General features: G+C 65.9%; 14 protein-coding genes. 9 read left to right on the top strand and 5 right to left on the bottom strand.

The annotated features are described in order from the left end of the window. Positions 1-90: 90 nt before the first annotated feature. The 4 genes from A5756_RS21400 to A5756_RS21385 are packed head-to-tail and all read right to left on the bottom strand — an operon-like array spanning position 91 to position 3,996. Positions 91-1,743 (bottom strand): acyl-CoA synthetase, encoded by a 1,653-nt coding sequence (locus A5756_RS21400; protein WP_066957222.1) that lies wholly within the window; start codon positions 1,741-1,743, stop codon positions 91-93. Positions 1,744-1,751: 8 nt separating this feature from the next. Then, positions 1,752-2,372, bottom strand: a complete 621-nt coding sequence (locus tag A5756_RS21395; RefSeq protein ID WP_066957220.1) for a PaaI family thioesterase — start codon at positions 2,370-2,372, stop codon at positions 1,752-1,754. Next, on the bottom strand, positions 2,369-2,989 hold the full coding sequence (locus A5756_RS21390) for a cysteine hydrolase (RefSeq protein ID WP_066957218.1): 621 nt from the start codon (positions 2,987-2,989) through the stop codon (positions 2,369-2,371). Before A5756_RS21390 ends, A5756_RS21395 begins: the two co-directional genes overlap by 4 nt. Continuing rightward, entirely contained in the window at positions 2,986-3,996 is a 1,011-nt protein-coding gene (locus tag A5756_RS21385) for a Rieske 2Fe-2S domain-containing protein (RefSeq protein ID WP_066957216.1), read from the bottom strand. Before A5756_RS21385 ends, A5756_RS21390 begins: the two co-directional genes overlap by 4 nt. Before the next feature lie 248 nt (positions 3,997-4,244). Between A5756_RS21385 and A5756_RS21380 the strand changes: the two genes are divergently transcribed. The 3 genes from A5756_RS21380 to A5756_RS21370 are packed head-to-tail and all read left to right on the top strand — an operon-like array spanning position 4,245 to position 6,783. Beyond that, entirely contained in the window at positions 4,245-5,363 is a 1,119-nt protein-coding gene (locus A5756_RS21380) for a PHB depolymerase family esterase (RefSeq protein ID WP_066957214.1), read from the top strand. Next, positions 5,363-5,743 (top strand): nuclear transport factor 2 family protein, encoded by a 381-nt coding sequence (locus A5756_RS21375; protein ID WP_066957212.1) that lies wholly within the window; start codon positions 5,363-5,365, stop codon positions 5,741-5,743. Before A5756_RS21380 ends, A5756_RS21375 begins: the two co-directional genes overlap by 1 nt. Next, positions 5,740-6,783, top strand: a complete 1,044-nt coding sequence (locus tag A5756_RS21370; protein WP_066957294.1) for a TIGR03857 family LLM class F420-dependent oxidoreductase — start codon at positions 5,740-5,742, stop codon at positions 6,781-6,783. The genes A5756_RS21375 and A5756_RS21370 overlap by 4 nt, the downstream gene beginning before the upstream one ends. A gap of 4 nt (positions 6,784-6,787) precedes the next feature. Here A5756_RS21370 and A5756_RS21365 read toward each other — a convergent pair whose 3' ends face one another. Next, the gene (locus tag A5756_RS21365; protein WP_066957210.1) at positions 6,788-8,284 is read right to left on the bottom strand and encodes an acyl-CoA carboxylase subunit beta; all 1,497 of its coding nucleotides are present in this window, start codon (positions 8,282-8,284) and stop codon (positions 6,788-6,790) included. Between the two features lie 138 nt (positions 8,285-8,422). On the opposite strand from A5756_RS21365, the gene A5756_RS21360 reads away from it, so the two are divergent. From A5756_RS21360 to A5756_RS21335, 6 genes are all read left to right on the top strand, one after another. Further along, positions 8,423-9,442: an LLM class F420-dependent oxidoreductase gene (locus tag A5756_RS21360; protein WP_066957208.1), complete on the top strand. Its 1,020-nt coding sequence runs from the start codon at positions 8,423-8,425 to the stop codon at positions 9,440-9,442. After that, positions 9,439-10,674, top strand: a complete 1,236-nt coding sequence (locus A5756_RS21355; protein WP_066957206.1) for a cytochrome P450 — start codon at positions 9,439-9,441, stop codon at positions 10,672-10,674. Before A5756_RS21360 ends, A5756_RS21355 begins: the two co-directional genes overlap by 4 nt. A 49-nt stretch (positions 10,675-10,723) precedes the next feature. Next, positions 10,724-11,545, top strand: a complete 822-nt coding sequence (locus A5756_RS21350) for an SDR family NAD(P)-dependent oxidoreductase (protein WP_066957204.1) — start codon at positions 10,724-10,726, stop codon at positions 11,543-11,545. Positions 11,546-11,656: 111 nt separating this feature from the next. Further along, positions 11,657-12,313, top strand: a complete 657-nt coding sequence (locus A5756_RS21345) for a TetR/AcrR family transcriptional regulator (protein WP_066957202.1) — start codon at positions 11,657-11,659, stop codon at positions 12,311-12,313. After that, on the top strand, positions 12,300-12,977 hold the full coding sequence (locus A5756_RS21340; RefSeq protein ID WP_066957200.1) for a hypothetical protein: 678 nt from the start codon (positions 12,300-12,302) through the stop codon (positions 12,975-12,977). Before A5756_RS21345 ends, A5756_RS21340 begins: the two co-directional genes overlap by 14 nt. Before the next feature lie 2 nt (positions 12,978-12,979). Next, a complete protein-coding gene (locus A5756_RS21335) occupies positions 12,980-14,884 on the top strand; it encodes a YhgE/Pip domain-containing protein (protein WP_066957198.1) in 1,905 nt (634 codons plus the stop codon). Positions 14,885-14,940: the final 56 nt, after the last annotated feature.

The raw sequence follows: 14,940 nt of genomic DNA, 5'->3' as shown, positions 1-14,940 counted from the left end.
GGCTCTCCAGCATCTTCTGCGTGAATGGCATGCCCTTGCGTAAGATCGTACTGTAATTCTTACAGTAGACAATATGGGCGTGCCCGCCGGTCAGCCGTTTACCGCCTGCTCGCGCGCCCACCGGTAGTCGGCCTTGCCCGACGGACTGCGCTCGATTGCCGCGCGGAACACGATCGCCTTGGGAAGTTTGTAGCGGGCCAGCGATTGCCCGGCGTGGGCGACCAACTCCTCGGCGTCGGCGCGGGCACCCTCGGCCAGTGCGACGACGGCCACGACCTCCTGGCCCCACCGCTCACTGGGACGTCCGGCGACCACCACGTCGGCCACTGCGGGGTGCGACGCGATGGCGGTCTCGACCTCCTCGACGAAGATCTTTTCGCCGCCCGAGTTGATCGTCACGGAATCGCGGCCCAGCAGTTCGACAGAGCCATCGGCGCGGTGGCGGGCCCGGTCACCCGGGATCGCATACCGGACCCCGTCGATGACGGGAAATGTCTTGGCGGTCTTGGCCGCATCGCCCTTGTAGCCGAGCGGAACGTACCCGCGCTGCGCGAGCCAGCCCATTCCGTCGTGACCCGGGTCCAGGATCGAGGCCAAATCTTCGGCAGCCACGAACGTGTCCGGTCCCGCGGTGAAGGTGCCGGTCGAAACCGCTCCCGACATCGACATGTGGTGCATCTGCGCGCCGGTTTCCGAGGATCCGACACCGTCGACGACGACGGCATTAGGCAGGACTTCGATCAACCGCTGCTTGACGAACGGGGTGAGCAACGCGCCCCCGTTGGCGACCACGGCCAACGACGACACGTCCGCGATCCCTTTCTCGATGGCGGCGACCAACGGGCGGGCCATCGCATCACCGACCACCGTCACCACGGTCACCCGCTCGCGCTCGATGGTGCGGACGACCTCTTCGGCGTCCAGACGGTCAACGACCGACGGGAAGACGACGGATTGTCCGGTCGTGATCGCCGTCATCACGCTCCACTGAGCCGCGCCGTGCATCAGCGGCGGCAGGATCATCAGCTTGGTGCCGGGGCCCGCGGCGACCCCCGCCGCGATTTCGTCGACGGATCCGAACGGCTCCCCGGTCATCAGGTTGCGCCCGCCGAAGGACGTCATGAAGATGTCGTGCTGGCGCCACAGCACACCTTTCGGCATCCCCGTCGTGCCGCCCGTGTACAGGACGTACAGATCGTCGGGCGAAGGCTGTACCGGTGGTGGCTCCAGCGTGGAAGACGCGATAATGCTCTCGTAATCCACTGCGCCGTAGATCAATTCGTTGCCGGAGTCATCGGCGATCTGGATCAGGACGCGCAGCTGGGGCAGGTCCGGCAAGATCTCGGCCACCCGCGGCGCGAACGTGGCGTGGTAGATCAGCGCGGTCGCCCCGGAATCCGCCAAGAGATACTGCAGCTCGCTCTTGACGTAGCGGAAGTTGACGTTGAACGGGGCGACTCTGGCCTGAAACGCGCCCAGCAACGCCTCGACGAATTCGTTCCCGTTGTAGGCGTAGATGCCGAGCAGGTCCTGGCCGGCCTCATGGCCGGGAATCGCGGAGCGTTCGGTGTGGCACCCCAGCCCACGGGAGTGCAGGTACGCGGCGAGGCGGTGCGACCGTTCGAGCACTTCTACGTAGCTGTACCGCCGTCCGCCCTGGATCAGCAGCTCCCGATCGGGAATCGCGGCCGCGACGGCCGCCGCGACGGCGGGAACCGTGAATTGTGTTGCTGTGTCGGACATTAGGCCTCTCACGGCTGGTGGGGTAGCAGGCGAACCATCAAGCCGTTGGCTTCGCTGAGCAAGGTTCCATTGCCGGCTGTCATAGTAGCGTCAATGAAAACTTTCCTGCCGTCGATGGCGGAGATTTGTCCCTGGGCGGTCAGCGGCTCGTCGATCGGGGTGATGTTGCGGTAATCGACGTGCAGGTATGCGGTCCGGGTGGGTGGCGTGCCCGCTGTGGAGACCACCATCCCGAACAGCCAGTCGTAGAACAGCGGGATCATGCCGCCGTGCACGGCCCGGTTCCCGCCAATGTGGGCGGTGGTGAAATGGCCCGCCATAGTCACGCCATCGGGACATGACTCGGTGACCATCCAGGGCGGCATCAAGGGATGGGCCAACCCGGGCAGGCTCAGCACTCGGCCGGCTACCGACTCGGTCTCCGGAACCTGGTGGCCGTTCAGCAGCGCGCATGCGTTCTCCAGGTGCACGGTCGCGGCGGCCCAAAGCGCGGGGTCAGGCTTGGTGGACACGGTCAGGTCCTGCAGGCGGCGCAGCGCGGCGACGAAGGGCCCCAGTTCCTCGGGAGCGTCCTCGACTGGTTTGACGTCGGGGAACCCGCCGCGAACTCCGGGTGCGGTGTCGGTCATCGCTGCGTCCACACGTCGAGCAGCTCTTCGGTGGTGGTAATGGTCGCAAGCAGGGACAGGGTGTTGGCGATGATGGCCTCTCCATATTCGGTGGGTATGCCGGCGACCGCATCGCGGGGCACGATGACGCGGTAGGCGGCGTTGACGGCGTCCATGACGACATTGGGGATGGCGATGTTCAGCGACACCCCGACGACAACGATGGTGGAGACCCCCAGATTGCGCAGTATCGCGTCCAGGTCCGTGCCGCCCATCGGCCCGACGCCGTGCCAGCGGCTCAGCACCAGATCGTCGGGCTCGGGGCCCAATTCGGGGAGCAGGGCCGCACCGGGGGTGCCCAGGGTGATGTCAACCTGACCGTGCCCCATGGCGAAGATCTTGGCGTTGTGGTTGGAGCCGAGCCCATCGGGCCGCCGTTGCACCAGGCAGTGCACGACGCGTGCCCCGGCCGCCCGTGCCGCCGGCAACAGCCGCACGATATTAGGCAGGGCGACCCGCCGTGCTTCCTCGGCCAGCATCGCCAGTCCGGCGTTGGGCCCGATGACGGCGCCCTGGCATTCCTGCGTGACGATCGCGGTGTGCTCGGGCGCCGCGACTTCGGCAAGTTTCGCTGTCATGCCGATGCGGACACTTCGGCCGGGACGTCATAGAACTGCTTCGCCCACTTCCGCAGTGCCATATACCCTTTCGCGTCGACCTTGGAAAGCGCCGGATTCTCCACGTACTTTTGGTAGCGCCAGATTTGCAGATCGTCGAAGACGGTGGACAGGAATTGCTGTTCGATCACGTCGCGCAGCTTGCCCTGCGGTACATCGGATGTGTCGCCGGGGACCCGTGGCCACCAGATCGAATAGAACAGGTCCGAACACTCGTCGTCGACCGGCGTGCAGGTGAAGATCAGCCGATGGTTCTGTGCCCCCTCGAAGACGCTGATCGCTCCGCCCAGGCCAAACAGGTGACTGTGGAACCGCAGCGCGAGATCGTCGGGGTTGTCGCTGCGCGCGTCTGGCCATCCCGCGACGAACTGCCACTCGTGGTCGACGATCTTCCAGTCCAGCACCCGCGGCGTCACCGTGGCGTGGTGTACGTATTCGAAATGTGCGCTGTCGGGAGCATTCTCCGCCACGATCTGCGGATGCACCGGCTCGCGTTCGGCGCGCCGAGAGAACTCCGGGTACGCGCGGTAATACGCCGCCGGGTCGGTTTCGAATTGCGGAAATTTCCGGAAGATGTCCGGCATGTCCCACTGCGGCTCCTTGCCTTCCGGCTGGTGCCAGACGAACACGCAGTCGTACTGCTCGCGCACCGGGTACACCCGCAGCCGAAGCGCGCGGTTGGGCCGGTCGGGTTGATAGGGGATGTACCGGTTGGTGCCGTCCGGGCCCCAGCGCCAGCCATGGAAGGGGCATTCGACGCAGTCGCCGAGCACCTTTCCACCGTGGCCGATGTGGGCACCGAGGTGCTTGCAGTGCGCCTCCAGGACGTGTAATTCGCCGGACTCGTCGCGGTAGGCGACCAGATCCTCGCCGAAGTAGTGCAGCGGCCGCACCTCGCCAACCGGGAATTCGGGCGACCACCCGACCATGAACCACCCGGTGACCTTCCAGGTGAAGGGCACTTTCACGCCGAAGCCTCCGATTGCCTGATACTAAGTCCGTTACAGTATAGATTTCAGCAGTCCAGCCTGTGCACGGCAAGGAGCGAAATGACGGAGGCGGCTGACGAGCCGGAAGCTTTCCGGCCGTTCGAAGGCGCACTGCTGCCGATGCCCGGGCACCAAGGATGCCGAGTCTTGGCGCGATGTGTTCCCAGCGCCGCGACGAAATCGCGGCCGGCGGACGCGCCGGTTTCAAGCTGGCGTAGGTGACTGAAATGTCGAAGGTAACGCAAGGCCTGGGTCTCGCCAGGGACGTGACCCGCGAACTCGGCATGTTGGTGCCCCGTACGGTCGCCGGCCTGAACCAATCGACGCGCTGGGTTCCAGCGTCGCCACGCGGGCTACGCCAGTTCGGCGAGGTGATGCTGGACGAGCTTGTCCTGAGCGGGTTTTCGTTATTGGGCGGGACTCCCGCGGGCATCCGGTCGCTCCATGGCTGCACCACCGCTGCCGAAGAATTGGCCGCCCTGGGTATCGACCGTGCGCACGCCGAGCCGAGACCGTTGCGGGCGACCTCGGTGGGGCGGCGCCGCATCGGCAACCTCGCGTATGAACGGATGGCATTCGAACATGACCCGGCGTTGCCGGAATCCCTTGCGGCCGAGGGGCTGGGCGGGCCGGCGCGAGCGGTGGTGCACCTGTGCCGGCACCCCGATGGCCCGAGGCCGTGGCTGATCTGGGTGCACGGCGCCGGTCAGGGCGGCACCGAAGACCTGCTGCTGAGTCGCATCGGCCGCATACACCACCAACTCGGGTTCAACGTCGCACTGCCGGTGCAGCCCGGTCACGGCTGCCGACGCCGGGAGTGGCCCGCCTACCCGGACATGGACCCATTGGGCAACGTCGCCGGCATGATGCGTTCGGTGTCCGAGATCCGCGCGGTGGTGCGCTGGGCGCGGCCGCAGGCCAGTGCCGTTGTGGTAGCGGGGATTTCAATGGGAACCCCGGTCGCCGCGCTGGTTTCGCACCTGGAAAGGCAGGTGGAGGCGGTTGCGCTGTACACGCCGATACTGGGACTCAACGCGATGATTGCCCGGCACTTGGGGCGCTGGGGGGCCTCCCGCGACGGCTTCCGCGACCTGCTGGCGTCTCCGGAGGTAGTTAAGCTGACCTCGGTGATCGATCCGCTGCGGGTGGACCCCGCGCCCCCGCCGCATCGCCGGCTCATCGTCGGCGCGTGGCATGACCGGATGGCGATGCGCGATCCCGCGGTCGAGTTGCAGGCGCGCTGGGGCGGCCAACTGTACTGGTACGACGGCAGCCACGTCGGGCACATTTTCTCCCGGCGCGTGCAGCGGGTGACCGATCGATTCCTGCGCGAGGTCACCGGCTGATGGGAGCCGCCCGCACGGCCCGCGAAGTCGTCGAACTCTACAACCTCGTCGTCTGGAACGAGCACAACCTGGAGCTGGCCGAGGAGTTGTTCGCCGACACCGTGATCCGGCACGGGGTGGGCGAGGCGCATACGCTGACCCGCGACCAGGCCGTCAGCCGGGTCAAGGACGTCTGGGCGATGTTCGACAAGTTGAGATTCGATCTGAACGTCGTCGCCGCCGGAGACGACGGCGAGCATGTCGCGATCGTCTACGACTCGTCGATGACAACCAAGGACGGCGCCGAGAGCAACGTCGCCAGCATCGAGGTGTTCCGCGTCGTCGACGGGAAGATCGCCGAGGTCTGGAATTGCGGCTATCAGCAAGGAGTTTGGAGTTGAGCGATCGCACGCTTGATGAATTGGGTTACTACTTGCTGGCTGGTGCCGGCGGGGAAGGCCCGGCAACACTGGTCGACGAGGCCCGCCGGGGCGAGGAGCTGGGTCTCGGCACCGCGTTCATCTCCGAGCGCTGGAACGTCAAGGAGGCGTCGTCGCTGACGGGGGCAGCGTGCGCCGTGACGACCCGGATGCAGATCGCCACCGCCGCAACCAATCACAACACCCGCCATCCGCTGATCACCGGGTCGTGGGCCACTACCATGCACCGGCTCTCCCGCGGGCGCTTCACGCTGGGGATCGGCCGGGGAATCGCGGCGATCTACGGGGCGTTCGGCATACCGGCGGTCACCACCGCGCAGATGGAGGACTGGGCACAGGTCATGCGGCGCCTGTGGCGCGGCGAGCTGATCTTCAACCACGATGGGCCGATGGGCAAATACCCGATCCTGTTCCTCGACCCCGACTTCAACGAGCAAATCCGGTTGGCGCTGGTGGCTTTCGGACCGAAGACACTCGAACTCGGGGGACGCGTGTTCGACGACGTCATCCTGCACACCTATTTCACCCCCGAGACGCTGCAGCGCTGCGCGAAGACGGTGAAGGCCGCGGCCGAAAAGGCCGGCCGCGACCCGGACAGCGTGCGGGTGTGGTCGTGCTTTGCGACCGTCGGCGACCACCTTCCCGAGGAGCTGCGGCTGAAGAAGACGGTCGCGCGCCTGGCCACCTATCTGCAGGGCTACGGCGACTTGATGGTGCGGACTAACAACTGGGATCCGGCTGTGCTGCAACGCTTCCGGGACGACCCGGTGGTGACGTCGATCGCCGGCGGGATCGACCACAAGGCCACGGCCGAGCAGATCGAGCACATCGCGACGTTGATCCCCGACGAGTGGCTGGCGCCGTCGGCTACCGGGTCTGCCCGGCAATGCGCGGATCGCGTGCGCAAGGAATTCGACTACGGGGCCGACGCGGTGATCATGCACGGCGCGACACCGGACGAACTCGAGCCCGTGATCGCGGCCTATCGGGGGAGCGCTTAGCCCGTTAAGGCATGATGACGGTCCGGCTGACCGGTTCGGCGGCGGCCTGCCGGCTGGACAGTCCACGAAGCAGTGAACTGAGTAAGGCATCACGGGTTTCGCGGGGATCGATCAATTCGTCGAATCCCAGATGTTCGGCCGAGCGATAGGACGCCTGCAGCTCGGCGTCACGCAGCTTCGCGGCGATGTCCTCACCGGCATGCGTCGCCCGGCCCAGCGCGGCGGCGCTCATGGCGCCCATGGTCGCGCCCGGATAAGCGAAGGTCGCGCTCTGGTGATCGAAACCCAACAGCGACATGACCATCGAGCCGAATCCGTATGCCTTGCGCAAAGTGACGTGCAACTTGACCGTGGTCGCCGCCGTCTGCGCGGCGAACATCCGCGCACCGGCGCGCAGCACGCCGCTGCGCTCGGACCGACTACCTGGCAGCATGCCGGGGTTATCGGCGAGGAACACGATGGGCAGATGGAAAGAGTCGGCCACCATGATGAAATGTGCCGCCTTGTCCGCCGCGTCGGCGTCGATGGAGCCCGCGAGCACGTTGGGCTGGTTCGCGACAACCGCGACCGGGTGGCCACCGAGATGGGCCAACGCGCAGATGATCGCCTTGCCGTACTGCGGCTGGACTTCGAACCAGTCGGGCCGGTCGAAGACCACGTCCAGCACGGCACGCATGTCGTAGACGCGGCGGTTGTCGCGAGAGACGATGTCGAGTAGTTCGGGCGTCGCACGTGGCTCGCTGTCCCCGTCCGGCGGCAACTGCGCCGGGTACGACCACGCGCTCGGCGGGAAGTACGACAGGTAGCGCCGAATATCGTCGATCACGGCTTCGTCGTCGTCGGCGACGTTGTGGATCACGCCGCTCGGCACGGCGGTGCCGGGGCCGCCGAGGTCCTCCTTCGAGATCTCTTCTCCGGTGGACTCTTTGACGACCGGCGGTCCGGCGGTGAAGATCGCGCCCTGAGCGCTCATGATCCGGAAGTCGCAGACCGGGGCGACGAGGGCGCCGTGTCCGGCCGAGGGGCCGAGTACGGCGGCGACGGTCGGTACCCGGCCCGAGCACTGCGCCTGGGCGAGCAGGTCGGTTGGGGCGCGGCCGTAATGTCCACCGCCAGGGCGAAAGCCGGCGCCTTCGAGCAGCATCACCAGGGGAACCTTGTCGCGCAGCGCGAGTTCGGCGATGCGGTAGCGCTTGGAGTTGCCTCCGGGTCCGATGCTGCCGGCCATGGTGGTGAAGTCCTCCGAGCCCAGCATCACCGGCGAACCGTTGATCAATCCGGAGCCGACGACCAGGCCGTCGGCCGCGATGTCACCGCCGACCAGCGTGCCGATTTCGCGGAAGGTCCCCGGGTCGAGGAGGCGCTCGATGCGCGCCCGCGCATCGAGCTTGCCCTTGCCGCGGTGCTTGTCGAGCCGCTCGGGACCACCCATACCCCACGCGCGCTCGCGGCGCCGCCCGAGATCGTCGAGCGTTTCTCCCCAGTCCTGGGCTTTCGGCATGCCTCTGTCCTACCTCATGGATGGTTCGTCTGGCGAGCAGGCCCGGTGCCGGCGACCCGCCGCGCCCGGCTACGCCGCGCTTGCGGTCGCTACGTCTGCAGGGTCACATACTGGATTGCTTACTGTAAAGTTACCCGCATGCCCGACGCCGCCCGCCTCAAGGTCGACGGGGGCATCCCCAATCAACTCGCCCGGGTGACCGATGCGGCGGTCGCCCTGGAACGCGACGGGTACGACGGCGGCTGGACCGCGGAGACCAGTCACGACCCGTTCCTGCCGCTGCTGCTGGCCGCCGAGCGCACGTCGCGGCTCGAACTCGGCACCAACATCGCCGTGGCGTTCGCCCGCAACCCGATGATCGTCGCCAACATCGGTTGGGACCTGCAGGCGTACTCGAAGGGCCGGTTCATCCTCGGGCTGGGCACCCAGATTCAGCCCCACATCGAAAAACGGTTCAGCATGCCGTGGAGCCATCCCGCGCGCCGGATGCGCGAGTTCGTCGCCGCCCTGCATGCGATCTGGTCGGCTTGGAAAGACGGCGGGAAGCTGCGGTTCGAGGGCGAGTTCTACACGCACAAGATCATGACGCCGATGTTCACCCCGGAGCCGCAACCCTATTCCGCGCCGAGAGTCTTCATCGCGGCGGTGGGCGAGGCGATGACCGAGATGTGCGGCGAGGTCGCCGATGGCCACCTGGGGCACCCGATGGTTTCCAAGCGCTACCTGGACGAGGTCACGATGCCGGCGCTGCTCCGCGGCATGCAGCGAACCGGCAGGAGCCGCAGCGACTTTGAAGTGTCCAGCGAGGTGATGATCGCGACCGGCGAGAACGAGGACGAACTGACGGCCGCCACCGCCGCCGTGCGCAAGCAGATCGCCTTCTACGGGTCGACGCCCGCATACCGCAGGGTGTTGGAACTGCACGGTTGGGGAGACCTGCAGACCGAACTGCACCGCCTGTCCATCGCGGGTGAATGGGACGCCATGGGCTCGCTGATCGACGACGAGGCGCTCGCGGCCTTTGCCGTCGTCGGCCCGGTGGACACCATCGCCGCCGCCCTCAGGGATCGCTGCCACGGCGTCGACCGGGTTCTGCCCATCTTCTTCAACGCCTCCCAGTCCTGTATCACAGCCGCACTGAAGGAGTTTCGCGAGTGAGCACAACCACGGTAGACGAGTCCGCTAACCTGCTGGCGGACCCTTTGGCCTACACCGACGAGCGGCGTTTGCACGCGGCGCTGACGCATTTGCGCGCCAACGCACCGGTGTCGTGGGTCGAGGTGCCGGACTACCGGCCGTTCTGGGCGATCACCAAGCACGCCGACATTATGGACATCGAACGCGAGAACATGCTGTTCACCAACTGGCCCCGCCCCGTCCTGACGACAGCAGAGGGCGACGAGATGCAAGCGGCCGCGGGCGTGCGCACGCTGATCCACCTCGACGACCCGCAGCATCGGGTGGTGCGTGCGATCGGGTCCGACTGGTTCAGGCCAAAGGCGATGCGGGCGTTGAAGGTTCGCGTCGACGAGCTCGCAAAAATCTACGTCGACAAGATGATGGCCGCCAGCCCTGAGTGCGACTTCGTCCAGGAGGTAGCGGTCAATTACCCGCTCTACGTGATCATGTCGCTGCTGGGCCTGCCGGAGGCAGACTTCCCGAGGATGCTCAAGCTGACCCAGGAATTGTTCGGCAGTGACGATTCCGAATTCAAGCGGGGCACCACCAACGAGGATCAGCTGCCCGCCTTGTTCGACATGTTCCAGTACTTCAACGGGGTGACCGAGTCCCGCCGCGAGCACCCCACCGAGGATCTGGCGTCCGCCATCGCCAACGCCCGCGTCGACGGCGAGCCGCTATCGGACATCGACACCGTGTCGTATTACCTCATCGTCGCCACCGCGGGGCACGACACCACCAGTGCGACCATCTCCGGCGGCCTGCAGGCGCTCATCGACAATCCCGACCAGCTCGAGCGCCTGCGCGACAACCTCGATCTGATGCCACTGGCCACCGAGGAAATGATCCGCTGGGTCACCCCCGTCAAGGAATTCATGCGCACCGCCACCGAGGACACCACCGTGCGCGGAGTGCCCATCGCGGCCGGGGATTCGGTGCTGCTGTCCTACGTCTCGGCCAACCGCGACGAGGACGTCTTCGTCGACCCGTTCCGCTTCGACGTCGGGCGCGACCCCAACAAGCACCTGGCCTTCGGCTACGGGGTGCACTTCTGCATGGGCGCGGCTTTGGCTCGCATGGAGGTCAACAGCTTCTTCACCGAGCTGCTGCCCAGGCTCAAATCCATTGAACTGACTGGTGACCCGGAACTCATGGCCACCACCTTCGTCGGTGGCCTCAAACACTTGCCGGTGCGCTACGCGTTGGCGTGACCCAGGAGGCCGTCCCGCCCTGGTTAGACTCCCCGTGGAGGACTAGGCAATGACGCGTAGGACGATTGTCATCACGGGCGCCAGTGACGGAATCGGCGCCGCGGCGGCCCGCCGGCTACACCGCAGCGGCGCGAACGTCGTAGTGGTCGGACGGACCCAAAGCAAGATTGCCGTCATTGCCGCTGAGCTGAACGCCGCTTACTTTGCGGCCGACTTCGCGGACCTGTGCCAAGTGCGGGCCCTGGCGGACAAGATCCGCTCGGAATGCCCGCGCATCGACGTACTGGGCAACAACGCCGGCGGCGTGTTCAGCAAGTTGCGCAACACCGCAGACGGCCACGAGATCACTCTTCAGGTCAACTACCTGGCGCCCTTTCTGCTCACCACCATGTTGCTCGACGTGCTCGTCGCGTCGCACGCCGTCATCGTCAACACGTCGAGCTCGTCGCAGCGGCTGCTCCGCCACGTCACCCTCGACGATTTCGAAACGACCGCCCGGCGCACGCCGAGCACCGCCTACGCGCTGGCGAAACTGGCAAACATCTTGTTCACCAAAGAATTACATCGGCGCTACCACGCCGACGGGCTGTCGGCCGCCGTGGTGCACCCGGGCTTCGTCAACACCAACATCGGTCACTCGTCGGGCTCACGTTTTCTGACGACCATGCAGCGCACCCCGGTCAGCCGCCTCATCAAAACCCCGGACCGGGGTGCCGACCAGCTGGTGTGGTTGGCCTCCAGTACGCCCGGCGTCGACTGGGCATCCGGCGAGTACTACGCGAGGGGCAAAGTCGCGAGGGCCAACCGCGCGGCCGACGATCCCGTGCTCGCGCGGGAGCTGTGGGATCGCGCCTTGGCCAAGGTCACCTAGCCGCGGCACAGACCGCCGAGCGCCACGCCAGCATGGCGGCGCCGAAGCCAGCCGAAAGGCAGCCTGCCTCTGCGTTCGATACCAGGTGGTATCTAACCGATACTGAGGAGTATGCTACTGGTCATGTCGCCTGTCAAGCCGCCCCGAACCCGCCCCACTCGCGACGAGGTCCGCGACCGGATCCTGGACGCGGCGTCGAAGGTATTCGCCGCCGAAGGGTTCGCCGGTGCCACCATCGACGCGATCGGGCAGGCCGCGGGCTTCACCAAGGGCGCGGTCTATTCGAATTTTGAGTCCAAGGACGAACTGGTCCTGGCCCTCCTCGACCGCCAGTTCGAGCTTCGTGGCGAGCAGATTGCGACAGCGCTGGACAGCAGCGGCGGCGACATCGGCGCGGCCGCACGCGAATTGAGTAGATCGGTGCTTGACACGGTTCGCGACCATTCCGACTATTACGTGTTGTTCGTCGAGTATTGGCTGCGCGCCCAGCGTGACCCCCAATTGCGCGAGCGCCTCATCGAACGCCGCCGCGCCGCCGCCGCCGACCAAGCGCTGCACATCGTCAGATCGACCGCCTCCGAGGCGTCGGATCGGGAGCTGGTCGACGTCGCCCAGCTCGTCGTCACGATCAACCTCGGTATCGCGATGGAAGAGATCCTGCGCCCTGGGGCCATGAACCCCGATCTGCTCGCGCAGCTGATCACCGCAGCGCTGGAATCGGTCCTGGTTTCCGCCGAGCAGGGAGGACCTCACCATGGATACAAATGATGTGCCGGATGCTGAAGCGCCGGTGATCACCGCCCACGGTTTAGGCGTCGACGGCGAGCACGGCCCCCTCTTCTCGGATATCGATCTCACGCTCACTCCGGGTTTTCACGCGATTCAGATGCCCGGCGGACCTGGCCAGACCACGCTCCTGCTGACGCTCGCTGGACGTTTCAAGCCGACCCGCGGCACACTGACCGTCCTCGGGGAAACAACCGCGCGCGCCATCCGGCGGCACTGCTCGATCGCGGCCTTCGAAGACATTGACGACCTGGAGGAATCGGTGACCGTGGGGACCGTGCTCGCCGAGCAACGCCGGTGGTTGGCGCCGTGGTATTCATCGGTGCCGCTGCAATCGGGGCCGGCCGAGCTGACAGAGGTTTTCGGTGAAATGCCCGCACCGTCCCCCGACACCTACATCGTTGAATTGTCGGACCTGGAACTGTTCTTGCTGCGAATCACGCTGGCGTTGCTATCGCATCGTCCGATCCTGGTGGTCGGCGACCTTGAGCAGGTTCGTGACAATTCCCGGCGAGCGATCGCGGCCGACAGGCTCGGCGTGATCGCGAAGCAGCGCACGGTAGTCGTCGGGGTGACCAACCCGCTTGGCGCGGACGCACCCGACCATGAACTACACGATCACCGCATCGTGATCGGAGAGGACTGAAGATGCTGGCTGGACTCGCATTCGGCTCGGAGATCAAACGTTTCGGCCGCAGCCGATTGACGCGCGTGGCCATCATCGTGCTGATGCTGCTGCCCCTGGTGTATGGGGCGCTGTACCTGTGGGCGTTCTGGGATCCCTTCGGCCACACCAACAAAATGCCGGTGGCACTGGTCAACTCCGACCGTGGCGCCGTCGTGTCCGGGCAGCAATTCAACGCCGGCGCGGAGATCGCCAAGAGTTTGACCGCGGACGGCGGTTTGGACTGGCACGTCGTGGACTTGGCGGAGGCCCGCAACGGAGTCGACCACGGCAAGTACTACTTCATGGTCGAGTTGCCGCCGGACTTCAGCGCGGCGATCGCATCACCGGTGACCGGTCAACCCAAGAAGGCCAACCTGATCGCCGTCTACAACGACGCCAACAACTACATCTCGACGAGCATCGGTCGCACCGCCATCGGCCAGGTACTCAACGCCGTGTCCAGCCGGATCTCGGGGCAAGCCGTCAATCAGGTGCTGTCGGTCGTGGTTTCGTCGGGTTCGGGTATCAAGCAGGCGGCCGACGGGGCCGCTCAACTCGATGACGGCGCCGGTCAGCTGGTAACCGGTCTGGACACCGCCCGATCCGGCTCGGCAACGCTCGCCGCCGGAGCCAAGCAACTCTCAGACGGAATCAACCAAGCCACCGATCCGCTGCTCGCGGTGACCAAGGCGGTGTCGCAAATCGGCGGCAGCACACAGCAACTGCAACAGGGTGCAACCGCGCTTGCGCAGGCCAACGACCAGATCGGCGCCATCGCCACGGCGCAGGATGCAGCCGCAAACTCGCTCTCATCGGTAATCGATCAGCTCTCCGCACGACAGGATCCGCTGGCAAACAACCTACGCGGCATCCAAGACCAGCTCCGGGGTCACCAGTTCACGCCCCAGATCCGCCAGCAGCTCACCGATGCGCAGAACGCGGCGATCGCCTTGACATCGGGGTTGCGTAGCCCAGGCAGTCCGCTCGGGTCGGCCCTCGACCAGGTGGGCATCAAGGGGCAGGACCTGACGAACAGGCTCACCCAGCTGCGCGACGGAGCCCAGCAGGTTGCCACCGGCAATGCCGAATTAGCCAGCGGCATAGCCAAACTCGACGACGGCGCGCGACAACTCAAGACGGGGTCTGCCGAGCTGGCGACCAAACTCGCCGACGGGGCCAAGCAGGTGCCCAACTGGACAACTCAGCAAAAAGATGCGGTCGCCGACACCATCGGTGGTCCGGTAAAACTGGAGGCTTCACACGAGAACGCCGCGCCCAACTTCGGCACCGGCATGGCTCCGTTCTTCCTCACGCTCGCCTTGTTCTTCGGTGCCCTGGTGCTGTGGATGGTGCTGCGCCCCTTGCAGAGCCGTGCGATCGCCGCGGAGGTGCTCGCGATCCGCGTGGTGCTCGCCAGCTATCTACCTGCCGCCGCGATCGCGATATTCCAAGCCATCATCCTTTACTGCGTGGTCCGGTTCGCCCTCGGCGTGCACGCCGTGCACCCGGCGGCGATGCTGGCGTTCATGATGCTGATTTCCGGCGCATTCGTGGCCGCGACGCAGGCGATCAATGCGCTTGTCGGTCCCGCGGTGGGCCGGGTGCTGATCATGGCCCTGCTGATGTTGCAGCTCGTCAGCGCGGGCGGCATGTATCCAGTAGAAACCACGTCACGGCCTTTCCAGATCTTGCACCGATTCGACCCGATGACCTATGGCGTCAACGGACTCCGGCAGCTCATACTCGGCGGCATCGACGCCCGACTATGGCAGGCGATCATCGTCCTGGTTGGGATAACGGCTGTCGCACTGGCGATCTCCTGCCTGTGCGCGCGAAGAGACCGGGTCTGGAATCTCAGCAGGTTGATCCCCGCGATCAAGATGTAGGCAGGCGTTCCGCGTCAACAGTCGACGTTGCATGATGGTGGACAAGCTCTGCAATC

Source organism: Mycobacterium sp. 852002-53434_SCH5985345, assembly GCF_001667155.1.
GTDB lineage: Bacteria > Actinomycetota > Actinomycetes > Mycobacteriales > Mycobacteriaceae > Mycobacterium.
Note: the sequence above shows the minus strand (reverse complement) of the source record. Positions and strands in the feature narration are given on the sequence as shown.